This window comes from Gordonia caeni, from assembly GCF_039537105.1.
Classification (GTDB): Bacteria; Actinomycetota; Actinomycetes; order Mycobacteriales; family Mycobacteriaceae; genus Gordonia; species Gordonia caeni.
Map to the genome: position 1 here is coordinate 22,394 of NZ_BAAAZW010000002.1, position 23,346 is coordinate 45,739.

Here is a 23,346-nt window from a genome sequence, read left to right on the forward strand (position 1 = left end):
ATCATGAGCACAGCACTCGGCATCGATCTGATGGATCTCGATGCCTTCGAACAGGGTCGGGACCACGAGTTGTTCGCGGCCCTGCGGGAGAACGATCCGCTGCACTGGAACGCCGAACCCGACGGCGGCCCCGGCTTCTGGTCGGTGACGCGCTACGCGGACGTGCAGGCCGTCGCCAACAACCACTCGGCCTTTACCGTGGTCGACGGAACCCAGATCCCCAGCAGGCGGGCCGAAGGCGACAGCGCGCGCAGCATCCACCACGTGGACCCGCCGGATCACGGACCGCTGCGTCGGGTGTCCACACCGCACCTCCGTCCGGTACGGGTCAAGGCCCTCGAGCCCGACATCGTCACCGTCATCGACGACCTGTTCGACCAGCACGTCGGGCAGGGGACGTTCAACTTCGTCCGCGAGGTCTCCGCACGCCTTCCCGTGGTGATGATCTCGCGCCTGCTCGGTGCACCGCTGACCGACTGCGACAAGATCATCGACTGGACCAACCGGATGTCCCCGGACGATCCGGATCACTCCCCGGGGCCCGAGGATGCGGTGGCCGCGCGCAACGAGATCTTCGAGTACTTCCGGGGACTGGAGGATCTCCGCCGGTCCGATCCGCAGGACGATCTGATCAGTGCACTGATCGCCGGCCGCGTCGACGGCGAACCGCTGACTCGCGGGCAACTCGATGCCTACTATCTGATCCTGATGGTCGCGGGGAACGAGACCACCCGCAACCTCCTCTCCGGCGGGACCTGGGCGCTGCACCAGAACCCGGCGGCCGGCGCACTCCTGCGCAGTCAGCCGGCGAAGACCCGCCTGGCCGTGGAGGAGATGATCCGGTGGGTGTCGCCCATCATCTGCATGCGGCGCAACGCCACCCGGGACCAGGATCTGCACGGCAAGACCATCCGGGCCGGCGACAAGGTCGTCATGTGGTTCACCTCCGCCAACCGCGATCCGCGGGCGTTCGACCGTGCCGACGAGTTCATCGCCGACCGCCAGCCCAACGATCACCTCGGCTTCGGATGGGGTGAACACGGCTGTCTCGGCTCCAATCTGGCGCGGCTCGAGGCCCGCCTGTTCTTCGCCCGGCTCGCCGAACGCGGCCTGGAGATCAATGTCGAGGGGGAGCCTGCCCGTTTGCGCAGCAACTTCTTCCGCGGCATCAAGCGGCTCGACGTCCGTCTGGAGAAGCGCAATGGCTGACCCGCTCGACCCGGTTGCCTGCCTGATCGACGGCGACACGCTCGTCGCCGACGGACCGCGGCACGTGATCATCGACCCTTACACCGAGCTGCCGATGGGTGCCACACCCGAGGCCGGTGCGGAACTGGTCGACCGCGCCGTGCACAGTGCGGCCCGTGCCCAGACCGATTGGGGCACAGTCCCGGTCGACGAGCGCGCCGACCTCCTCGACCGCGTAGCGGCTCGCCTCGACGACGAGGCCGAGGCGATCGCCGCCCTGGTGACCCGGGAGATGGGCATGCCCGCCGGTCTGGCCCGCGTCACGCAGGCCCAGCTGCCGGCCAACGTGCTGCGCGCGACCGCGGCCATCGCCCGTGATGGCTTCCCGTGGCGCGAGGACGGCCCCGAGGCGGTCCTGCTGCGGCGCGGAGCCGGAGTGGTCGGTGCGATCACGCCGTGGAACATGCCCGTCCACCAGATCATTGCCAAAGTCTCCGCGGCCGTCGTCGCCGGCTGCACCGTGGTGCTCAAGGCCTCCGAACAGACCCCTTACGACGCCCTGCGCGTCGCCGAGATCTTCACCGCCGCGGGCGCCCCGCCCGGAGTGCTGAACGTGGTCACCGGGACCGGCCCGCAGACCGGTGCGGCCCTGACCGGGCACCACGCACTGAGCCGGGTGTCGTTCACCGGAAGCGTGCGGGCGGGCCGGGACGTGGCCCGCCAAGCCGCGGGCGCGCTCACGCGCGCCTCCCTGGAACTCGGCGGCAAGTCACCGGCCGTGCTGCTGCCGGATGCCGACCTGGACACCGCCGTCCCGGCGGTGGTCGGCTCCGGGCTGGTCAACTCGGGCCAAGCGTGCAATGCGACGACGCGCCTGGTGGTGCCGACCGACCGCATCGACGAGGTCGCCGACCGGATCGCGGCCGCCGCAACGACATTCGTGCTGGGCGATCCGGCCGATCCCGCGACCACGCACGGACCGCTGGTCACCGCCGCCGCCCGAGACGCCGTGCTCGCTCGCATCGGGACCGCACTGGCCCAGGGGGGTCGGCTGATCACCGGCACCGGACACAAGTCCACAGTCGCCGATACGGGGTTCTTCGTCGACCCCACCGTGATAGCCGGGTTGGCCGAAGACGCCGAGGCGGTGCGCGAAGAGATCTTCGGGCCCGTCCTGGTACTCCAGGGATACTCCGGCATCGACGACGCCGCGCGGATCGCGAACGACAGCCGCTACGGGCTGTCCGCCGAAGTGTGGTCCGCAGATCCGGAAGCCGCGCAGCACTTCGGTGCGCGGCTGGAGGTGGGACAAGTGAAGATCAACGGCGTACGGACCCGGGATCGGGTGTCCGTGCCGTTCGGCGGCATGCGCGATTCCGGCTACGGCCGTGAACTCGGGCCGCTGGGGATCGAGGAGTTCACCGATGTGACGGCGGTGATGGCATGAGTACGCACGCACCCGTCGTCGTGACCGGCGCCGCCTCCGGTATCGGTGCCGCCACCGCGAGCCTGCTGCGCCATCGCGGCCACGAGGTCGTCGGTGTCGACCGCGCCGACGGGCCGGGCATCATCGGCTGTGATCTGGCCGACCCGGCCGCGATCGACGCGCTGGCACAACGGCTTCCGGCTGTTCTCGGTGGACTGGCCAACATCGCAGGTGTCCCCGGCACGGCCGACGCGTACACGGTCCTGGCCGTCAACGTGCTGGCACCGCGCCACCTGACCGCCCTGGTCCTGCCGCGGCTGGTCGCCGGTTCCGCCGTGGTCAACGTGGCGTCGGTGGCCGCCCACCGGAATACGGCCCCGCCCGCGGCGCTCGAGGAGCTGATCGCCGCCACCGGACCCGATGACGTCCGCGCGTGGCTGGCCGCCCATCCGACCGACGGTCCCGCCGCCTACGACACCTCCAAGCGGGTCCTGGTCGACTGGACCACCCGCCTCGCCGGCGCCCTGGTCTCCCGCGGGGTTCGCGCCCTGTCCGTCAGTCCCGGCCCCGTCGAGACGCCGATCCTCGGCGACTTCACCGCCAGTATGGGGGCGGAGTCGATGGACCGCTCGATCGCCACGGTCGGCCGGCACGGCAGACCGGACGAGGTCGCGGCCGTTGTCGACTTCGCGCTCTCCGAGGAAGCCTCCTGGCTCAACGGGATCGACCTGCCCGTCGAGGGTGGACTCCTGGCGGCCCGGACCGCCTCCGCATTCCCGGCAGTGCCGGTACCCGCCGGACCTGCCCTCACGGCCCAGCACAAGGAGGACCAGTCATGAATGATCATTCCACCGTCAGCGCCAACGTTCTGCTGCTCGACGGCTCGCAGCCCGGAGACCGGGAACTGCTGGGCGGCAAGGCGTACAGCGTCAACCGCATGCACGGTCTCGGACTGCCGGTCCCACTCGCCTTCGCTCTTCCCACCAGCATGTGCGGTGAATACCACCGCAACGGCCGGGCGCTGCCCGAGCCGGTGTGGCAGGAGGTTCGGGAGGCGGTGACCGCCCTCGAGACCGACACCGGCCGCACCTTCGGCTCTGGTCCTTCGCCGCTGCTGGTGTCGGTGCGCTCCGGCGCGGCGCAGAGTATGCCGGGGATGATGGACACCGTCCTGAACCTGGGCCTCACCCGAGACCTGGTGGAGGTGCTGGCCGCCGAGAGCGGCGATGAGGCCTGGGCCCGGGACACGTGGGAGCGGTTCCGCCGGTCTTATGCCGACATCGTGCTCGGGGAGGCCGGCGGGGAACCGCCCACCGACCCCTGGGCGCAGCTGCGGGCCGCCATCGGCGCGGTCTTCGACTCCTGGACCAACGACCGGGTGCGTTCCTATCGCGAGCGGCACCGTCTCGGTGACGGGGGCGGCACCGCCGTCACCGTGCAGGCGATGGTCTTCGGCAACCGCGATCAGACCTCTGGGACCGGAGTCTTGTTCAGCCGCAACCCGAACTCGGGTGAGCCCGAACTCTACGGCGAGTGGCTCACCCGCGCGCAGGGCGAAGACGTGGTGTCCGGCGAGGCCACCCCGATCCAGATCGCCGATCTGGCACGCGACCAACCGGATTTGTACGCCGAGCTGTGCCGGGTGGCGCAGACCCTCGAAGCCGAGTACCGAGACATGGTCGACATCGAGTTCACCGTGGAGAGTGGACGCCTCTACATGCTGCAGTGCCGTGCCGGAAAGCGGGCGCCGCGCGCTGCGGTCCGGATCGCCGTCGATCTGGCCGAATCCGGCCGGATCAGCGCGACCGAGGCACTGGACCGAGTCACCGTCGAACACATCGATGCGCTGGCCGGAGCGACCCGGGTGGAGCACCATGCCGACTCCCTCGCCCAGGGGGTCGGGGCCTCCCCCGGAGTGGCACACGGGCACGTCGCACGCGACTTCGACGAGGTCGCTGCGCTGACCGCAGAGGGAAAGAACGCGATCCTGGTGACCGCCTTCACCGCACCGGAAGACGTGCCGACGATGTTCGCCTCGGCAGGCGTGCTGACCGAGGTCGGCGGCGCCACCTCGCATGCCGCGCTGGTCTGCCGCGAGATCGGCTTGCCGTGCGTCGTCGGCGCGGGCGCTGGTCTCGTCGAGAGACTCGCGGGACGGGCGATCACCATCGACGGTGACACCGGCAAGGTCTACGCGGAAGGCGCCGTGGGCACCACGGCCGCGGTCGAGGACCGGAGCGTCTCCGCTTTGATCGCCTACGCCGAATCGGCCGGCGACTCCGCCCATCCCGTTCTTCGCCTGGCGCAGACGTGAGTGCCCTGGCCCGTGCCGACTACCGGAGTGATGAAATGACCAGTGATCTCACCAACCGCCGCGACTTCGATTCGCGGGACACGGCGGCGCCGCTGATGGGTGAAGTACTCACCGTCGACCGCGTCGTCGCCGAGACCGCCGAAGCGATCACCGTCGGGTTCGCGTTGCCCGACGAACTCGCCGAGGACTACCGATTCGCCCCCGGGCAATTCCTGACCCTGGCAGTTCCCAGTGACCGCACCGGGTGGGTGGCGCGCTGCTATTCGGTGTCCAGTTCGCCCGACCAGCCGGGGCTGGCGGTAACGGTGAAGCGGACGCGCGACGGGTATGCGTCGAACTGGTTGTGCGACAACATCTCTGTCGGGGACTGCCTGCGGGTGCTGGCGCCGAGCGGGTTGTTCTCGCCGCGCTCGCCGGAATCGGATCTACTGCTGTGCTCCGCCGGTTCGGGTATCACTCCCGCGATGTCGATCCTGCGCGCCACGCTGGAGTCCATCACCGGCCGGATCGCGCTGTTCTACGCCAATGTGACCGAGGAGTCGATCATCTTCCGCGACGAGCTCGCCGAACTCGGTGAGCGATACGGCGAGCGGCTGGTGGTGAAGCACTGGCTCGAAGCCGAGCGCGGACGGCCGGGCGCAGAGGATTTCTCCCGATGGGCCGCCCCGTACCGGGATCGGGAGATCTTCATCTGCGGTCCCGCACCGTTCATGCACATGGTCCGCGCGGGTGCCGCACAGGCCGGATTCGACACTTTCCGGATCCGGACCGAGGAATACCGATCACTCACCGGTGATCCCTTCGAACCGATCGCGGAGATCACCGACGAGGACCTGTCCGACGCCGCCCAGACGGAGGTGGTGATCGACGGGGAGACACATCATCTCGTCTGGCCGACGACGCACACCCTGGTCGATCTGATGGTGCTCAACGGTATCGATACGCCCTACGCCTGCCGCGAGGGAAAGTGCGGTGCGTGCACGTGCCGCCTCGCCGAGGGCGAGGTGGACCTGGGGCGCACCGATGCCCTCGAGCCCGAAGACATCGCGGATGGATACATCCTCGGGTGCCAAGCGCATCCGGCGGCGAAGGTCGTCAAGATCGAGTTCTGAGTGATCGGCCGTCGAACCTCGACGCGACAGTCGAGTCGCTAAGCTTTCAACGCGAGGGGAAGGTACATGGAGATGCAGAGCGTCGATTCTGCTGGGGCCAGCGGCTTCATCACCGAGCTGTACAGCGAAGCGGGTCTGGCCGGAGACAGCTCCACCAAACGCTCGAACAAGCGTGGGCTGCTCACCCGTGACAAACTGATCCAGGCGGCCACCGAATGCTTCTCCGAGTACGGCTACACGCGCACGCGTGTGTCCGACATCGTTCATCGCGCTGGTACCGCCCAGGGCAACTTCTACCGGCACTTCACCTCGCTCGACGACATCTTCCTCGCCGTGCTCCGGCCCGGACTCGAAGAACTGTCCGGGGCGCCGCGGAACAGTTCGTCCGGCACCGGCGACCTGGCGGGACTCGTCGCTGCCAACACCGCCTACCTGCACGTCTACGCGCGGCATCGGCACATTCTGCGGCTCCTGCGCGAAGCCGCCGCAGCCAGTCCCAACGACGGATTCCAGTCGTTGTGGTTGCGCCTGCGCGGTGACTACGTCGCCCGTACGCAGCGCTGGCTCGAACGGCTCGCCGAGTCCGGCGAGGTCGTGCCCGACGGCCTCGATCTGCTCGCCGAATCCCTCGGCTGTCTCACCGAACAGCTCGCCTACGTGCACGTCGGCCTGCCGGATCAGACGCCCCGCAGAGAGCGGATCGACGAACTCGGCCGCGCACTCGGCGAGGCCTGGTACCGGATGCTGCCCCGACGCAGCGGGACAGCCGAATCGGCGGACTAGTCGTACCGTTCCAGGCTGGCCTCGGCCAGTCGGGACAGGCCTTCACGGATGTGGCGCGCCCAGATGCTGCCGATACCCTCCACCGCCTGCAGGTCGGCGGCGCTGGACGCCAGCAGCGCCTGCAGCGAGGTGAACTCGCGGACCAGCCGGTCGATGTGACCGAACTGCAGCCGGGAGATGCGGGCCAGGAGCCGGTAGCCGCGCGGATTCATCGACAGATCCTGCGCTTCGATGGTGGTGGGGTAGCCGAAGGCCCCGGCGACCAGGGTCAGATCCAGCAGGTCGGCGTTCGACAGGTTCTCCAGGGCGTCCAGGATCTGCCGGACCTGCTCGGTGCTCGCCGCCTCCGGCGCCGAGTGGTAGTCGCGGACCAGCAGCTCGCGCATGATGTCGTTGTCGCTGATCAGCTCCTCGAGCTGCAGTGCCACCTGCCGGCCGTAGATGCCCAGTTCCAGGACGTACTCGTCGATCTCTGCGCCCACACGACGGACCATCTCCATGCGCTGAGCGGCGCTGCACGCATCGCGCAGCAACACGTAGTCTTCGATCTCTGCGCGCGACAGCTGAGCACTGACCTCGTCGAGCCGGGACTTGTAGCGTTCCAGGGTCGCCAGGGCGACGTTCGCGCGGGACAGCAGCGCATCCGGGTTCTCCACCACGCGCCGACTGCCGTCGACGTACAGGCTCACGATCGACATCGAGGCGCTCACGGTGATCACCGGTGTCCCGGTCTGGATCGCGGTGCGTTCGGCCGCGCGGTGCCGGGTGCCCGATTCTGCGGTCGGGATGGTCGGGTCCGGCACCAGCTGGACGTTGGCTCGCAGAATGCGTTTGCCGTCGTCGGTGAGCACCACGGCCCCGTCCATCTTCGCCAGTTCCCGCAGCCGGGTCGGGGCGAACTCGACGTCCAGGTGGAAACCGCCGTCGCAGATGCGCTCGGTGTTCTCGTCGTAGCCGAGGACGATCAGTGCGCCGGTGCCGCCTCGCAGGATCCGCTCCAGACCGTCGCGCAGCCGGGTTCCGGGGGCCACGCGCTGCAGGACTGCGCGCGTCTGATCGGAGGTGGGTTCGGTCATGATGATCTCTTCCGGTCGCGGCCCTTCGGCCGTGGTCGCCGGATCCAGCCTAGTTGTTCCCGGGATCACCTCCGGGCCGCGCCGGGCGCGGGCTCAGCGCAGCGAGCGCGAGATCGACGGCCAGGAGGCGTGCAGCTCGCGCTCCCAATAGCCCCAGGAGTGCGTGCCGGTCGGCCGGATGATCACCTTCGCGGGGATGTTCAGCTCGGCGAGCCGGCCCGCCATCTGCTGCGTGCACACGTTGGTGACGGCCTCGATGGCACCGCCGAGCACCACGCGGTCGGCCATGCCGAGACCTTCCTGGGCGGTGCTGCCCGCCTCGATCGACTCGTCCTGACCGGGCAGACCGCTGTTGGACGACAGGTAGATTCCGGTGCCCCGGAGCTTCGCCGCGTTGACGTAGGGATCGTTCTTCACCCAGCCCGGGCCGCCGTAGGGGCCCCACATGTTCCGCGCATCGGCCTTGCCGCGATCTTCGATCACGGTCCGGATGTAGCGTTCACCGGCCGGGTCGCTGGTGCGGGCGCAGCCGCTGTACGAGGCGGCCATCGTGTACAGCTTCGGCGCGGCGATGGCCAGATTCAGCACCGTGGTACCGGCCATCGAGATCCCCGCGACCGCGTTGCGGCCGTTGGACCCCAGGTACTCGTCGAGCACCGGCGGAAGTTCTTCGGTGAGGAAGGTCTGCCATTTCTGCACGCCGAGAACGGGATCGGTCTTGATCCAGTCGGTGTAGTACGAGAAGGCGCCGCGCAGCGGGGTCACCACGTTGACGTGCTTGTCGGCGAAGAAGTTCTGGTAATCGGTGCGGTTGGCCCAGCTCGCGCTGTCCTCGCCGCCACCGGCACCGTTGAGCAGGTAGAACACCGGGGCCGGTTTGGTCCGATCGGCGGGACGCAGGACGTCCAGTGGAATGTCGCGTCCCATCGCCGCCGAGTAGACCGTGATCAGTTCGCGCTGCGACCCGTACTCGGTGGAGGCGGTGACGCGGGACTGGCCCTGCGGGGCCGCGGTCGCGACGGCGGCCGGGGTGCCCAGACCGATGGCGACCGCAGCCACCACGGCGAACAGGCGCCGCGCCGATCGTGTGATGTTCATGAATGCGTGTCTTTCTTGCTGTGTAATGACCGGCACCGAAAGGGCGGCGCCGTTGTTCGATCTCTCCGCGATCAGGAGAAAGCGCCGCCGAGGCTGCCGAAGTCGAGGCTGCCCGCAGCGCCGCCGTCATTGCCGCCGTTGCCGCCGTTGCCGGACGAAGACACCGTGATCGACGGGCCCTTGTCCGAGTAAGTGCCCGAGCCGAGGGAACCGCCGTAATGCATCCCGGTGCCCTGTGTCTGGCCGGTGGCGCAAGCGGGCGTCACGGAGAACTCCATCGACACGGTGCGCGCCTGGCCCCAGCTGTCGCCGACCCCGGGAACGCTCCAGGAGGTGACATTCGGTGCACTGACCTTCACGTAGGCCTGATCGCCGGGCTCGGTGGCCTCGTGGGGATCCACTTTGCTGACCGGTGAACTCTGCCAGTAGCTGCTGCCGCCCTGATAGCTGAGGCAACTCGGGACCAGCACCTTGACGTCGTAGATGAACTCGACCGCCCACTTGCGCTGGAACTGCGTGGTGATGGTGACGGTATCGCCGACGGCCGGGGTGGCGTCGCTGACGGTCATCGTGAAGCGGGAGTTGCCGTCGGTCCACGTCGAGTCGGCGGACGCTGCCGAGGCGTGCGGGGCGATGGCCCCGAGCCCGGCGACGGCGAGTGCGCCTGCGCCGGCCACGGCGGCTGCACGGATGAATTTCGGGTGAGCGGTCATGAGCAGTCCTTGTCCCGATCAGCCGACGAGGCCGCTGAGGCTGCCGAAGTCGAGGCTGCCGGAACCGCCGTTGTCCCCGCCGTTGCCGTTGTCGTTGCCACCGTTGCCGTTGTCTCCGCCGTTCCCGTTGCCGTTGTCTCCGCCATCACCATCACCGTTGCCGCCGTCTCCGTTGCCGTTGTCGTTGTCGGCTTCGGCGACGGTGATGGATGGGCCCCGGTTCTGGTAGGTGCCGGACCCGAGGGAGCCGCCGTAGTGCAAGCTGGTGCCTTGCGCCTGGCCGGTGGCGCAGGCGGCGGTGACGGTGAATTGCATTGTGACGGTGCGCTTGGCGCCCCAGCCGGAGCCGAGTCCGGGGACTCGCCAGCTCGTGACGTTGGGTGCGCTGGCTTTGACGTAGGCCTGGTCGTCGGCGCCGGAGGCGTCCTCGACTTTGCTGACCGATCCGCCCTGCCATGTGCTGCTGCCGTCGACGTACTGCAGGCAGCGGGGTACCAGTGTCTTGACGTCGTAGATGTATTCATCGGCCCATTTGCGCTGGAAGTCGGTCGAGACGGTGATGGTGTCGCCGACGGCGGGGGTGGCGTTGCTGACGGTCATCGTGAACTGGGCGTTGCCGTCGGTCCAGGTGGTGTCTGCCGGTGCGGCTGCTGCGGTCGGGGAGGTGAGGGCGAGTGCCGCCAGCGCAAGCGCGCCGGCGCCCAGGCCTGCCGCTGCGCGGACACGATTCTGGTTTCCGGTCATGGGGGTTCTCCTGAGGATCATCGCGGCTGCCGGATGAACGACGCCGCTGGTCGATGGTTGGTGAGCGGCGAGTCAGCCGGCGAGGCTGCCGAAGTCGAGGCTGCCGGATCCGCCATTGCCGCCGCCGTTCCCGTTATCGCCGTTCCCGTTGCCGCCACCGTTGCCGTTGTCGCCACCGTTGTCGCCGCCGTTGCCGTTGCCGTTGTCACCGTTGCCGTTGTCGCCGCCGTTGCCGTTGCCGTTGTCACCGTTGCCGTTGTCGTCGCCGTCACCGTTGCCGTTGTCGCCACCGTCACCGTTGCCGTTGTCTCCGCCGTTGTCGCCGTTGTCTCCGCCATCACCATCACCGTTGCCGCCGTCTCCGTTGCCGTTGTCGTTGTCGGCTTCGGCGACGGTGATGGATGGGCCCCGGTTCTGGTAGGTGCCGGACCCGAGGGAGCCGCCGTAGTGCAAGCTGGTGCCTTGCGCCTGGCCGGTGGCGCAGGCGGCGGTGACGGTGAATTGCATTGTGACGGTGCGCTTGGCGCCCCAGCCGGAGCCGAGTCCGGGGACTCGCCAGCTCGTGACGTTGGGTGCGCTGGCTTTGACGTAGGCCTGGTCGTCGGCGCCGGAGGCGTCCTCGACTTTGCTGACCGATCCGCCCTGCCATGTGCTGCTGCCGTCGACGTACTGCAGGCAGCGGGGTACCAGTGTCTTGACGTCGTAGATGTATTCATCGGCCCATTTGCGCTGGAAGTCGGTCGAGACGGTGATGGTGTCGCCGACGGCGGGGGTGGCGTTGCTGACGGTCATCGTGAACTGGGCGTTGCCGTCGGTCCAGGTGGTGTCTGCCGGTGCGGCTGCTGCGGTCGGGGAGGTGATGGCGAGCGCCGCCAGCGCAAGCGCGCCGGCGCCGACGCCGGCGGCCACGCGCGCACGGGAACGGGTGTTGATCATGGGTCCTCCTGGAAGGGCGTGCTCAGCCGGTACGTAGCGGTGCCGGAAGAGGTGTGGTCGGGGAAAAGTCTTGGGGCAGAGGCGAAGTGATTGCAGTACGCGTCAGAATCCGATGCTGCCGGTGTAGACGCTGCCGGAGTCCATGGGAAGGTCGACGCTGCCGCCGCCGGGGCTGTCAGCGACGTGGACCCGTCCGGTCACCGTCACCGGATGGTCGCTGCCGATTTCGGCCTTGAGCGGGTACTCGCCCGACTTGGTGGGGACCCACGTGCACGTGGCATGCCGGTTTCCGTCGAGGGTCAGGTTTCCGCAGCCCGGCAAGGTCTTGCCGTCGGAGGTGAGGGTCACCGGAGCGCCGGGATTGCCTTCGGGGTGCTTGATGGTGATCCGCACGTCGTTGGCCACGGTCGGGTCGGTGGGCGACACCGAGATCGATGGGCGACCCGCGTTGACGGTGAGCGCCGGGCCGACGTTGGGGTTGCTGTTTCCGCTCTCGAAGGCGTAGGTCGACGACCACTCGAGGCCACCGGTGTTCAGCGTGCCGCTGGAACACTTGACCAGGTAGTCCTGTGTCCAGACCAGCGGAGCAGCCTCCCAGGAGCCGCCGGCGGCGGGCTTGATCTGCGCCCAGCCGGGACCGGCGGTCACTTCACCCGGCTTCTGGGTGCCCTCGGCGTCCGGATTGTTGGTGTAGGTCTTTCCCGACACCTTCCACGTCGAGGTGTTCGGCACCGCTTCCATGCACGTGGGATGGGTGTCCTTCACGTAGTAGATCAGCCAGCCGAGCTTGCGGCTGATCTTGTTGGTCACTGTGATCACGTCGCCCGTGGACACGGCCCCGCCGACCAGGTTGACGCCGCTGACCGACCGCTCGAACGAGGCGGCGCTGGACTGTCCTGTCACAGGGCCCACGGTGTCGGCGTGGGCGTTGGGTGCCGACACGGTTGCGCCGACGGAGAAGGCGACAGCGGCGGTACTCAGGGCGATCGCGGTACGACGGAATGTGTTCTTCACGGGGGTGGGATCTCCTGGAATGAATGATCAGAGATGAACTTTTGTCAGATTACGATTCCGCTCCCTATCTGTCTATTGATTGCTGAAAATCTGCTGAAACAATGGCTGACTAAGGGGTGGTGATAACCGTGAATTGAGGTCTGCTATCGCGTGCCCACGCGCGCGCGTAAAGGAGGTGTCGCTGAACGATTCCGCAGCCGGCGGCACCCCGCCTCGGCCAACTGTCGACTGATGGTCGAGAGTCCCTGTCCGGAGCGATGCTCGGTACCGATCGTCCGGAGTTGTAACAAGTTCTAGTTTGTGAAACTGCAGGTAACAGCAATATTTTGGGCACATCCACAGGCTGGTGTCACGAATCTGGGGGACAAAACTGTGACGTGCTTCGCAACGGGTAACGGACTGTGGTCCACGTCATCTGACACGAAGTTGTGTCCGTTGAACAGGCGATGAGCGCAGGTAGATGGATAAAGCGAACTATCAGGACACAGTCTGTGCCAGATAGGGGGAGTGGCACAAACTTGTCGTTCAGCGGGATTGTCTGCGAATTGAACCCTGAAGAATTGCTGAACTTCTGCGCGAAGTGGGTCAAGATACGCCGCATGGACTTGAACCTTTCGAAGCGCTCTATTGCGCTACGCGTCTCCGCCGTCGTATTCGCCGGCGCGGCTCTTTCCACCCTTTCCGGATTCGGTGCGGGGTCTGCACATGCCGCTCCCGGCGGCAATCTCCCGAATGACTGCCGGCAGTTCTCACAGGACGGCGGCACTACTTGGGGAAGCCAGAACGTCGTTACGTGGAGCGCGGATCGGCCGGTGCCGGGGGGCGAGGTGACGCACGCCAGGTTCCTCGTGAAGAACGTCTGCGAGGAGCCGGCGAAGCTCCAGGTCTTCCTCGGCAACTGGTCGATATCCGGCAACGGCTCGGCCAACGTCCGCGCCAACGCCGGGGCCGCTAAGAGTGTTGTGGTGCCGATGAACGGCACGCCCGGCAAGCTGGTGGTTGAGACCGGTCGGTTGACCCAGAACACCCCGGTCGCCGTGGAACTCTTCATCGGGATTCCGGCGAGTGAGACCAGGCAGGGCTTCACAATCACACCGGACTGGGGCATCGCGCTGGAAGAAGTCTCCGGTGACGCACCCGTCGATCCGGGCGATCCGGATCCCGGCAACCCCGGCAACCCCGGTGACGGCGACGGTAGCAGCGCCGGCTCTCTCGACCTCTTCGGCAGCCTGGGCGGCGCCACCGGCAGTCTCGACAGCCTGCTGGCCGCTCAGACCCTGCAAGCCCCTGCGGTCCAGGCCGCCGGGCGCTGACCCCAAGAACCAGCCGTGATCGCGGCGGGCCCCAAGAGGCCGCCGCGATCCGGCAGCAGTCTTCGGCCACCACCTCGAACTCTCAGGGGCCGTAGACGGTCGCACGTCACGTGCGACCGCCCCGCGCGGGCACCCCGCCCGCACGGACCTTCTCCCATCGCACTCCGACCGGAGTGTTCTGAACCCCAAGGGGAACAAACCACATGAATAAGAAGACCAAGGGCGCTCTCGCCGCAGCAGCCGGTGCAGCCATCCTGGTAGGCGGCGCCGGCACCATGGCCGCCTGGAACGACAATGCGAGCCTGGGCTCGGGCACCGTGTCCGCCGGCACGCTGAACATCGACCAGGTGGGGACAGGCACGTGGCACTGGGACAACCCTGACGGGGAGGTCTTCACTCCAGGCAGTGACCTGCTCGTCCCCGGCGACTCCGTCGTCTACGTCGGCAAGTACAAGATCAGCGCAGCCGGCACGAATCTCAAGGCAACGCTGACCCCGGAAATCGGCGGTGTGACCGGCAATCTCAAGGATTACCTCGAGGTGGCAGACGTCAACGATGCTCCCACCACGATCACCCCCTCGAACGATGACCAGATCCTGACGATCGGAACCAAGGTGACCTTCGATCCCGATACCGGTGGCGAGGACGGGCAGGGCGGTACGGCGAGTCTCGCCGGTGCCTCGGTCCTGCTCCAGCAGACCCTCAACTGATTTCAGAATCCAGAGGACTGACACGTGAAGGCCCAGTACAAATGGGCGCTCGCGGCGGCGGCGGTGCTGCTGGTGGGGTTCGTCTCCCTCCAGCAGACCGGCGCGCTGTGGCGCTCGGACGCCAACAACGGCGGTGGCGGCACCATCACCGCCGGCACCCTCGACATCTCGGCCGGCCAGGACGGGGTCAAAGAGTTCACGCTCGACGGCCTGACCCTGGACGACGCCGATGCCGGCGACAGCGTGCAGAAGCCGCTGCCGGTGATCAACTCCGGCAACGTGACCATGGGCTACAAGCTGAACTCCGTAGCCGTGAACGGTGACGTGCCACTGCTGCTGCGTGTGGCCGTGGTCCCGGATCAGGCGGCGTGCACGCCAACCGGTGACGTCGGTCAGCAGCTGTACAGCGGTCCGGCCGCCACCGGCTTCACCAATCCGCAGAACGTCCCCGCCGGCGCCACCCAGGTGCTGTGCCTGCGGATGACCATCGCCAGCGGTGCCGAGCAGGCAAAGGAAGCGACCGCGGCGTTCACCTTCGGCGCAGAATCGGTCGCACGGACATGACCGCCGGCCGCGGGACCCATCACGACGCAGCCGACACCCGGGTGTTCGGCAGCGGACCGCAGCACGACGGCGACGATCAGGAGTCGACCCCGGTCTCCTGGTGGATCAAGACCATCGCCTCGTGGACTCTGCTGATCGCCGCCATCGGCCTGCTTGCGCTGCTCGTGGTGGTCCCGCGGCTGACCGGTTCCACCGCCTATACGGTGCTGACCGGATCGATGGAACCGTCCTATCCGCCGGGCACGCTGATCGTGGTTCAGCCGACTCCGGGCGACCAGCTGGCCGCCGGTGACGTCATCACCTTCCAGCCCGAGTCGGGGAACCCGGCCGTGGTGACCCACCGAATCGTTAGCAGCTTCTACGACAACCAGGGGCAGCGGCGCTTCGTCACCAAGGGTGACGCCAACACGGTGAAGGACGAGACCATGCTGGTCGAAGCCCAGATCCGCGGGAAGCTGATCTATTCAGTTCCCCACGTCGGGCGCATCAACTCGGTGCTGTCCGGCTCCACCCGCAGCGTCGCAGTGTTCGTGATCGCCGGCGGACTCGGCGCCTACGCGCTCTGGATGTGGATCAGCAGCTTCCGCGACCGATCCCGCAGGGCCCCCGGAGCCGGCGCTACGGCCGATTCCGAGCCGGCCGGAGGCGTGGACACAGCGGACATCCCGCTGCAGGGCAGCCCGCTGCCACCACCGCGCCGACCCCTGGCCTACTCCCAGTGCCCGGAACCGCGGACGGCCTACTCCGACGACACCCGACCGTTTCCCACCATCGAATGACCCACCACCGAATCACAGAGGCAGAGCAGATGTCTTCACCCACTCCCACTCGTAGCCCGGTATCCCGCCTGCGCCAGCAGCTCGGCGAGACCGGCTGGACCCGCACCCGCGCAGTCCTGTCCCTCGGAATGGTCTTCGGCCTCGGCGCCGTCGGCACCATGGCCGCGTGGTCGGACACCGCCACCGCCACCACCGGCATGTTCTCCACCAGCTCGGTGAACGTGCAGATGAAGCTGAACAGTCAGCACCCCACCTACAACTTCGCCGCACTCAACAAGATCAACCTGGCGCGCGGAGCTTCGGTCGCCGGCATGCTCCCGGTCAACAACACCGGCGACGCCGACTTCGACTACACGACCAAGGTGAACACCGCCGACGCCGGCACCGCGACGTACGGCTCGGCCAATGCCGGCACCTTCGCGCAGAACCTGACCGTGAACGTGTTCGCCGGCGGCTCGTCGGACGGAACCACCTGCAGCGGAGGTCTCCAGATCGTCGATCACCCGCTCTCTCTCGGCTCGGCGAACTTGATCGACACGGCCCGGCGGGTCGCCGTCGGCAACTCCGATCCACTGTGCTTCCAGGTGACCGTGAATCCGAACGCACCGCTGGCCGCCCGCATGTCCGCGGTGAGCGTGGACTTCCAATTCGCGGCGACCCAGGCGTAGCACCGTCATGAGTCAGCACACCGATCCGCCGCGTCCGCGCCGGTCCCGCCGCGAGCTCGCGCTCAACGCCGGCGCCGTCGCCGGAGTGATCTGCTTGGTGGCCGCCTGCGCATCCCTACTGTTCGGAATCACGCCGCTGGTCTTCCGGTCCGGGTCCATGTCGCCCGACATTCCGACCGGGTCGTTGGCGCTGGCGCGTACCGCCGACGCCTCCGACCTCCGGGTCGGCGACGTGGTGAGCGTCGACAACCAGGCCGGCACCCGTATCACGCACCGGGTGGTGTCGACCGAACCCGCCGGCGATCAGGTGGTGCTGACCCTCAAGGGCGACGCGAACCCGGCCGCCGATCCGGTCACCTACACCGTCAGCGAGGCCGATCGCGTTCTGGGATCTGTTCCGCTGCTCGGCTACGTCGCCGCGTGGCTGTCGAGCAAGACGGCGATCTTCCTCGGCGGGATCGTCGCCGGAGCGCTGCTGATGCTCGCGTTCGGGCCGATCCGCCGCCCCGGCGGTGTGCAGCCCGACACCGAACCCGCAAACCCGGAGAACCTCGCCTCCACCGAGGCTCCCGCTACCCAGGACGCCGCGGCTACCCCGGCGCAGTACCAGGAGAAAACCAATGTCTGATCATCCGTCCCGCCGGTTCCGCCGGCCGTCACTGCGGGCGCTGCTCGCCCTGGGTGGAGCTGCCGCCGTGGTGGTGTCCGGTGCGATCGCCACCACCGACACCCTCGCCGCCTCCACCGACGAGGCGAACGCCCAGGTGTCTCAGATCGCGACGCAGAACTTCTTCCCGACGCCGCTCCCTGCGACGATCACCTGTAGTAATAGCGGAGTTTGGGGATCGCGCAGCGCCAACATCTCATGGACGAGTGCCGGGCCGGGGCACTCGTACCGAGTCAATGTGATGAAGGGCAACACCTCGCGGCAAGAGGACTACCTTGAAGGCACCTCGATCAGGATCAAGATCGGAAATGTCGGTGACACGCTGACCACACTCTGGGTTCAGGTGCGGACGCTCAATGCGGCAAGTAGTGCTAATCCGGCCGACCGGGTCGCCTCGTCTGGCTTTGTGAGATTCCCGATCTATGCGGGGAGCATCGCAGACACGTATTGCAATGGCAGTGCCGACTACAGCTCCCCAAATCAAACCTGGGAGAACGCCGGCTCTTGGGAACCTCAGTCGCCGCAACTGCTTGCGCGCCGCGGGCCTGCAGGACGGGCGTTGTCGCCGGAGACAACCACGGCCCCGTCCGAGGTTCCGGATGAATCAGCAGAACCTTTGACCACTTCAACACCGTCCGAGCCTCCCGCTCTGGCGGAGCCCGAGGCCACCGACGTTCCAACCACGCCGAGCAGTACCGAGCAGCCCGCACCGTCGTCGACCGAGCCGGCCGAGGACGACACGGAGGTCACCATCGGCATCGGCGTCGCCGGTGACAAGAAGGCGCTGATCGTCAGTCGCGACGGTGAAGAGGTCTGCCACACCCCGCTCGAGCCCGGCGATCAGCCCTCGATCAACGGCAACACGGTCGTGATCCAGTCCGGAGACACCGTCAAGACCGTCGACACGACCACCTGCGCGGTGTCGTAGCCGGCTACGACCCCCCGAACCGTGACGGGGCGAATCCTGCGTCACGCCAGCAGTCCCAAATCAACGCATAGTTTCATCGAACGGAGCACCACCATGTCCCCTCATCCACTGCGACACCGCGTCGTCAGCGCGGCTGCGGCCGCCGCCATGGCCGGCGTCGGTCTGGTCGGCATCAGCGCAACCACCGGTGCCGGTACCGCTTCGGCCGCCGAGTGCAAGCAGGAGTCCACGCAGAAGAAGACACTGATCGTCGACTACCTCTTCAACAAGTCCGTTCCGGCCTCGGTCGGTCAAGGTACCGAAGTGACGTACACGATCGCCGTCAGCACCACGTCGATCGGCAATCCCTACGTGCAGGGCGTCTGGGACACCCCGCCCACGGCCCTCAAGGACGTGAAGCCGACAGTCAAGGTCGAGGCATTCACCCTGGTCGGCGGCATTCTCGGCGGCGGCGGCGCTTTCGGCAAACTCCTGCAGGAGAAGGCCGTAGCCCCGGGTGAGGTCCACAAGGACGGAAGCAGTTGGCGGATCAACCACACCGGCTGGGCGATCTACTCCGGTCAGGCGTACGCCGCGAAGTACACCTACAAACTTCCGAGCAGCATTCGCCCCGGCGCTCAGCTCACCAGCGGCGGCGCGAATGTGCAGGCCACACCGAGCCCCCCGCTCGGGCGCGTCAACATGCCGAACCTGACGGCGTGCACCACCGTCCGCGCGCCGAACGCCGGTGAGGCGGTCCTCGGCAGCCTCGACTCGGCCGGTCTCGGTTCCGCCGAAGGTCAGCTGTCGAGCACCGGGTCCCTCAATGACGTGCTCCCGGGCATCATCGGCGGCGTCATCGGCGACATGGCCGGCTGACCTCCGGGTCCCGCAACCGGCCCGGTCCGCCACGTACGTGGCGAGCCGGGCCGGTCTCGTCCGCGCCCGATACCGGGCGCACCTTCCTCGCTCTCAAGGAAATCGTTACTGCCATGTCGTCTCGAATCCGGCGCCGACGCGCCCCGGCCGGACCCGCGCGCCCCCGTTCGAAACGGATCCGGGGGCTCCTCGCCGTGGCCGCGTCCCTGCTCGTGATGGGGCTCGCCGCCGTCCCCGGCCAGGCGTACGCCGCCGCCCCGACGTGCCCGGCGACCATCGAGTTCGCGGTGGGCGGTGTCGGCGACCCGCTCGGCATCCGCGTGCCCGGCACCGACGATGCCCGCGGGATCGTGTATCCCGCCTCGCTCGCCCCGGTCGGGCCGATCACCGGAGACGTTTCGGCGGTCACCGGCGAGGTCGCGGTCGAAACGACGGTGCGCAGTTTCCGGCTGCGCTGCCCGCAGACCGCGATCCACATCACGGGCTACAGCTTCGGCGCGCTGGTGGCCGGCAACATCCGAGACCGCTGGACTCACGACCCGGTGATGCGCCGCAACATGTCGTTCACCCTGATCTCTGACCCGCGCGCAGACGAGGGGGCGATGGCGCGACTGCCGTCGCTGATCCCGGGCTTCACACACTCCGGCAAGAGGCCCCGGTCGACCATCCCCACCAGCACGGTCTGCCGCAACGAGAGCGACTTCATCTGCCACACCGGCAATCCGTTGCGCCGGCCGCTGCACCTGGTCAACGGCGTCCTGGGGTATCTCCTGGGCGATCACGGTTACCGCGACGACGAGATCACGCATGAGCCGGGCGATCACCAAGTGGGTGGCATCACCCGGGTCGTCGAGCCGGAGGTGCCCGAGGCGAGCGAGCTGCCCCCAGCCGCAGCAGAGACGGCTCAGCAGCTGCGGAGCGAGGTCGACGCGGTCGCCGCCGCGGTGATCCCACCGGCCCGCCTGTCGCTGACCGAATACATACCGACCCCGCTCTGCGACTATCTGCCGCCGATTCTCGCGCCCGCCTTGCCGGACCATCTCGCGGGCATCGTCCTACCGGCGCTCCCGCCGCTCCCGCAGCTGGAACGGCCGCGCGTGGCCGCGGTCGCGACCACCGTGCTGCGCCCGGCTCCCCGGGAGCAGCACGATCAGGATGCTGCGGACAGCGAGGCCGACTCCGCCGCACCCCCGTGCGGGACCAGCCTCCCGTCCCGAGTGAAAAGCCCCGGTCGGTAGGCGCCGACCCCATCGTCTAGCGTGGTGACACGTGGAGAACGCTTTCGACCTGCCCGCCGTCTCCGATCCGATGTCCCGGCATCCGAAGATTCCCGGACCCGGTGAGCCGATCCGGCTGCACCACTCGCTCTGCTACGGCTGCGGCGACGACGCCCCGATCGGCCTTCGGCTCAAAGTGATCGCCGGTGAGGGATTCACGGTGAGCGCCCAGATGGTCGTCGAGCAGTGGATGCAGGGCGGCCCCGGAGTGATCCATGGCGGCGTCCTCACCGCCGCCTTCGACGAGATCCTGGGCACCGCGCCGCTGACGATCGGCGCTCCCGTGGTGACCGCCCATCTGGAGGTCGATTTCGCCAAGCCGATCCCGCTCGGATCCACCCTTCACCTCGATGCCGAAGTGCTCGCCAAGGAACGGCGCAAAGTGTTCGTGCGCGCCTCCGCGCACCTCGGCGACCCGGAGAATCCGGTCGCCACGGCGCACTCGATCTTCGTGGAGATCGACCTGAAGAAGCACTTCGCGGCCTACCGCGACGACGCCGCACAGTCACGCCCCTGACCGGAGCCTGCGGATCGGGACGATCGGGCCGAATCGTCTTACCTGCCCGAATCGGCTATCCGGGCCGGTCAGAGTGCGGATACTGGGGATACGTCCGATTCTGGAGGTCCCCAAATGAACAGTGTGCGCTCGCATAAGGTCTGGCTCGCGGCGCTGGCGGCGGTGGTCTTGGCGCTCAGCGGTTGTTCGGCGAGTGTGTCGCTCGGCGGCGGCGGAATCTCGCAGAGCGACTTGGAACGGGAGTCCGCCCGGCAATTGGCCCTGGATCCCGAGCGTGAACCCGAGGTGCGCTGTGACGGCGGACTGGACAACGAAGTGAACGCCACCCAGAAGTGCCAGGTGCACACCGCCGGGAATTGGGTCGACTACACGGCGACGGTCACCAGCGTCGACGGCAACAATGTGAAGTTCAACATCAAGGCCGACGATCCGGCGCAGGTGAGCGGAGACGCCGGGACCGATTCGGCTGCCGAGCCGAGCGAGGCGCCGACGGCGGAAGCCAAGAGCGCGCTCGAGCAGAACTTGAACCGCTCGCTCCAGGAGACCACGGGCAGCACCCCCGACGACCTCCGGTGCGCCGGACCTCTGGATGCGACGGTCGGCGCCGAGCAGCAGTGCGCACTGCTCGACGGGACCCGGTGGTTGCCCGTCACGGTGACGGTGACCGGCGTCCAGGGCGACGACATCGCCTTCGACTGGGAGGTCGGCACCGAAGCCATCCCCGAACCCGCCTACTAACCCTCGCAATCACTCACCGGGCCGCCGGCTGGGGAAACTCATTTCGACACGGTCTCGGCTGGCGCCTCGCCCGGCTCAATGAGCGGGTGGGTCAGTGCCTCGGCTGCGCCTCGCCCGGCTCGATGAGCGGTGGAGGTGGTTGTTCATCGCAGGCTGAGCCGGGGCCGGAGCTTGCGGAGGGTCCGTGTCGAAGCCGGGGACGTGGGTTGGGGACGCTCATTTCGACGCGGTCTCGGCTGGCGCCTCGTCCGGCTCAATGAGCGGGTGGGACAGTGCCTTGGCTGCGTCTCGTCCGGCTCGATGAGCGGTGGAGGTGGTTGTTCATCGAAGGCTGAGCCGGGGCCGGAGCTTGCGGAGGGGCCGTGTCGAAGCCGGGGTCGTGGGTTGGGGATGCTCATTTCGACGCGGTCTCGGCTGGCGCCTCGTCCGGCTCAATGAGCGGGTGGGACAGTGCCTCGGCTGCGCCTCGACCGGCTCAAGGAGTGGGGGAGTTGGAAGCGGCGAGCGTGCTTCGGCTTCAGAACGGGGCCTGCTCGTCGTCGGAGTCGCGGACATCGGTGCCGGTCGCCTCGCCCGCTTCGGCCAGGTTGGCCACCTTGGTGACCCGGATGCCGTGGGGCATCTCCTCGTCGGTGCCCGCCGGGACGACCGCGTGCGTGAATCCCAGGCGCTTGGCCTCGGCCACGCGCCGTGCGGTGGAAGGGACCCGCCGGACCTCGCCGGTCAGCCCCACCTCGCCGATCGCGACCGTGCCCGTCGGCACCGGCCGGTTGCTCTTCGACGACTTCAAGGCCAGGAAGATCGCCAGATCGGCGGCGGGCTCGGTCACCTTCATGCCGCCGACGGTGGAGACGTAGACCTCATGCTCGGCGGTCTTGACCCCCGCGTGTTTGGCGGCCACCGCGAGCATCATCGACATCCGCGCCGAGTCGAGCCCGGACGCCGCCCGCCGCGGCATGTTCGCCTGCGTCGGGTGCAGCAGCGCCTGGATCTCGCCGACCATCGCCCGACGCCCGTCCATCGCCACCAGGTTGACGCTGCCGGCGACGGCGCCGCCGCGGGAGTGCACGAAGATCCCCGAGGGATCGGCCACCTCGTGGATGCCGTCGGAGCGCTGCTCGAAGCAGCCGACCTCGTCGGAGGCGCCGAAACGGTTCTTGATGCCGCGGACCAGACGCAGCGACGAATGCCGGTCGCCTTCGAACGACAGCACCACGTCCACCAGGTGCTCCAGCGAGCGCGGACCGGCGACGTTGCCGTCCTTGGTCACATGGCCCACCAGGATCACCGCGACGCCGCTGGTCTTGGCCAGGGACACCAAGGCGGTGGTGACCGCGCGGATCTGGGTGACTCCACCGGAGACGCCGTCGGCGCCGGTGGCCGCGACTGTCTGCACCGAGTCGACGATCAGCAGCGTCGGACGCACCTGCTCGACGTGGCCGAGGATGGTCGCCAGATCGGTTTCGGCGGCCAGGAAGATGTTCTCGTGCACGGCGCCGGTGCGTTCGGCCCGCAACCGGACCTGCCCGGCGGACTCCTCGCCGGTGACGTACAGCGCGGTGCGGCCCGCCTGGGCCCACGACTTGACCGTCTCCAGCAGCAGCGTCGACTTGCCGACGCCGGGTTCGCCGGCCAGCAGGATCACCGATCCGGGGACTACACCGCGGCCGAGCACCCGGTCGAACTCGCCGATTCCGGTCGGGGTCGCACCGGCGGCATCGGCGTCGATCTCGGTGATGCGGACCGCCGGGCTGCGCGGAGCCACCGAGACCGCGCCACCCGGGACGGCCGGGGGAGCGCCTTCTTCGATGGAGCCCCATTCGCCGCAGTCCGGGCAGCGGCCCACCCACTTGGGTACTTGGTGCCCGCAGGCACCGCACCGGAAGACCGCTTTCGTTTTCGCCACGCGCTCACTCTAGTGGC

At 68.1% G+C, this 23,346-nt stretch carries 24 protein-coding genes; 17 read left to right on the forward strand and 7 right to left on the reverse strand.

Going from position 1 to position 23,346, the window contains the following annotated elements:
* The first annotated feature begins 3 nt into the window (after positions 1 to 3).
* The 6 genes from ABD732_RS02820 to ABD732_RS02845 all read left to right on the forward strand — a co-directional run bounded on the left by ABD732_RS02820 (position 4) and on the right by ABD732_RS02845 (position 6,823).
* Complete coding sequence (locus tag ABD732_RS02820) at positions 4 to 1,209, forward strand: cytochrome P450 (protein WP_344780407.1); 1,206 nt, start codon at positions 4 to 6, stop codon at positions 1,207 to 1,209.
* A complete protein-coding gene (locus ABD732_RS02825; protein ID WP_344780409.1) occupies positions 1,202 to 2,635 on the forward strand; it encodes an aldehyde dehydrogenase family protein in 1,434 nt (477 codons plus the stop codon). Before ABD732_RS02820 ends, ABD732_RS02825 begins: the two co-directional genes overlap by 8 nt.
* A complete protein-coding gene (locus ABD732_RS02830) occupies positions 2,632 to 3,453 on the forward strand; it encodes a coniferyl-alcohol dehydrogenase (RefSeq protein WP_344780411.1) in 822 nt (273 codons plus the stop codon). The genes ABD732_RS02825 and ABD732_RS02830 overlap by 4 nt, the downstream gene beginning before the upstream one ends.
* Positions 3,450 to 4,928 carry a pyruvate, phosphate dikinase gene (locus tag ABD732_RS02835; protein WP_344780413.1) on the forward strand — a complete coding sequence of 493 codons (1,479 nt, stop codon included), beginning with the start codon at positions 3,450 to 3,452 and terminating at the stop codon, positions 4,926 to 4,928. Before ABD732_RS02830 ends, ABD732_RS02835 begins: the two co-directional genes overlap by 4 nt.
* Before the next feature lie 95 nt (positions 4,929 to 5,023).
* A complete protein-coding gene (locus ABD732_RS02840) occupies positions 5,024 to 6,040 on the forward strand; it encodes a 2Fe-2S iron-sulfur cluster-binding protein (protein ID WP_344781242.1) in 1,017 nt (338 codons plus the stop codon).
* A gap of 66 nt (positions 6,041 to 6,106) precedes the next feature.
* Positions 6,107 to 6,823, forward strand: coding sequence for a TetR/AcrR family transcriptional regulator (locus ABD732_RS02845; protein ID WP_344780415.1), 717 nt, complete (start codon positions 6,107 to 6,109; stop codon positions 6,821 to 6,823).
* Here ABD732_RS02845 and disA read toward each other — a convergent pair.
* From disA to ABD732_RS02875, 6 genes are all read right to left on the reverse strand, one after another.
* The gene (gene disA, locus ABD732_RS02850) at positions 6,820 to 7,899 is read right to left on the reverse strand and encodes a DNA integrity scanning diadenylate cyclase DisA (protein WP_344780417.1); all 1,080 of its coding nucleotides are present in this window, start codon (positions 7,897 to 7,899) and stop codon (positions 6,820 to 6,822) included. The genes ABD732_RS02845 and disA overlap by 4 nt on opposite strands.
* A 93-nt stretch (positions 7,900 to 7,992) precedes the next feature.
* Positions 7,993 to 8,997, reverse strand: a complete 1,005-nt coding sequence (locus ABD732_RS02855; protein WP_344780419.1) for an alpha/beta hydrolase — start codon at positions 8,995 to 8,997, stop codon at positions 7,993 to 7,995.
* A gap of 71 nt (positions 8,998 to 9,068) precedes the next feature.
* Complete coding sequence (locus ABD732_RS02860; protein WP_344780421.1) at positions 9,069 to 9,710, reverse strand: hypothetical protein; 642 nt, start codon at positions 9,708 to 9,710, stop codon at positions 9,069 to 9,071.
* An 18-nt stretch (positions 9,711 to 9,728) separates the two neighbouring features.
* Positions 9,729 to 10,454, reverse strand: a complete 726-nt coding sequence (locus ABD732_RS02865; RefSeq protein ID WP_344780423.1) for a hypothetical protein — start codon at positions 10,452 to 10,454, stop codon at positions 9,729 to 9,731.
* 72 nt (positions 10,455 to 10,526) lie between these two features.
* On the reverse strand, positions 10,527 to 11,390 hold the full coding sequence (locus tag ABD732_RS02870; protein WP_344780425.1) for a hypothetical protein: 864 nt from the start codon (positions 11,388 to 11,390) through the stop codon (positions 10,527 to 10,529).
* Between the two features lie 102 nt (positions 11,391 to 11,492).
* Positions 11,493 to 12,404 (reverse strand): hypothetical protein, encoded by a 912-nt coding sequence (locus ABD732_RS02875; protein ID WP_344780427.1) that lies wholly within the window; start codon positions 12,402 to 12,404, stop codon positions 11,493 to 11,495.
* 518 nt (positions 12,405 to 12,922) lie between these two features.
* Between ABD732_RS02875 and ABD732_RS02880 the strand changes: the two genes are divergently transcribed.
* From ABD732_RS02880 to ABD732_RS02930, 11 genes are all read left to right on the forward strand, one after another.
* Positions 12,923 to 13,717 (forward strand): hypothetical protein, encoded by a 795-nt coding sequence (locus tag ABD732_RS02880; protein WP_344780429.1) that lies wholly within the window; start codon positions 12,923 to 12,925, stop codon positions 13,715 to 13,717.
* 203 nt (positions 13,718 to 13,920) lie between these two features.
* Complete coding sequence (locus ABD732_RS02885) at positions 13,921 to 14,427, forward strand: alternate-type signal peptide domain-containing protein (protein ID WP_344780431.1); 507 nt, start codon at positions 13,921 to 13,923, stop codon at positions 14,425 to 14,427.
* A gap of 24 nt (positions 14,428 to 14,451) precedes the next feature.
* On the forward strand, positions 14,452 to 14,991 hold the full coding sequence (locus ABD732_RS02890; protein ID WP_344780433.1) for a hypothetical protein: 540 nt from the start codon (positions 14,452 to 14,454) through the stop codon (positions 14,989 to 14,991).
* Complete coding sequence (locus ABD732_RS02895; protein WP_344780435.1) at positions 14,988 to 15,770, forward strand: signal peptidase I; 783 nt, start codon at positions 14,988 to 14,990, stop codon at positions 15,768 to 15,770. The genes ABD732_RS02890 and ABD732_RS02895 overlap by 4 nt, the downstream gene beginning before the upstream one ends.
* 29 nt (positions 15,771 to 15,799) lie before the next feature.
* Entirely contained in the window at positions 15,800 to 16,438 is a 639-nt protein-coding gene (locus ABD732_RS02900) for a SipW-dependent-type signal peptide-containing protein (RefSeq protein WP_344780437.1), read from the forward strand.
* 7 nt (positions 16,439 to 16,445) lie between these two features.
* Positions 16,446 to 17,066 (forward strand): signal peptidase I, encoded by a 621-nt coding sequence (locus tag ABD732_RS02905; protein WP_344780439.1) that lies wholly within the window; start codon positions 16,446 to 16,448, stop codon positions 17,064 to 17,066.
* The gene (locus tag ABD732_RS02910) at positions 17,059 to 18,033 is read left to right on the forward strand and encodes a hypothetical protein (RefSeq protein ID WP_344780441.1); all 975 of its coding nucleotides are present in this window, start codon (positions 17,059 to 17,061) and stop codon (positions 18,031 to 18,033) included. Before ABD732_RS02905 ends, ABD732_RS02910 begins: the two co-directional genes overlap by 8 nt.
* Before the next feature lie 93 nt (positions 18,034 to 18,126).
* Positions 18,127 to 18,891 (forward strand): hypothetical protein, encoded by a 765-nt coding sequence (locus tag ABD732_RS02915; RefSeq protein ID WP_344780442.1) that lies wholly within the window; start codon positions 18,127 to 18,129, stop codon positions 18,889 to 18,891.
* A gap of 194 nt (positions 18,892 to 19,085) precedes the next feature.
* Positions 19,086 to 20,129 carry a cutinase family protein gene (locus ABD732_RS02920; RefSeq protein WP_344780443.1) on the forward strand — a complete coding sequence of 348 codons (1,044 nt, stop codon included), beginning with the start codon at positions 19,086 to 19,088 and terminating at the stop codon, positions 20,127 to 20,129.
* A gap of 70 nt (positions 20,130 to 20,199) precedes the next feature.
* Positions 20,200 to 20,685 (forward strand): PaaI family thioesterase, encoded by a 486-nt coding sequence (locus ABD732_RS02925; protein WP_425552978.1) that lies wholly within the window; start codon positions 20,200 to 20,202, stop codon positions 20,683 to 20,685.
* 114 nt (positions 20,686 to 20,799) lie between these two features.
* Positions 20,800 to 21,423 (forward strand): DUF4333 domain-containing protein, encoded by a 624-nt coding sequence (locus ABD732_RS02930; protein ID WP_344780447.1) that lies wholly within the window; start codon positions 20,800 to 20,802, stop codon positions 21,421 to 21,423.
* Between the two features lie 517 nt (positions 21,424 to 21,940).
* Here ABD732_RS02930 and radA read toward each other — a convergent pair.
* The gene (gene radA, locus ABD732_RS02935; RefSeq protein ID WP_344780449.1) at positions 21,941 to 23,329 is read right to left on the reverse strand and encodes a DNA repair protein RadA; all 1,389 of its coding nucleotides are present in this window, start codon (positions 23,327 to 23,329) and stop codon (positions 21,941 to 21,943) included.
* Positions 23,330 to 23,346 lie beyond the last annotated feature (17 nt).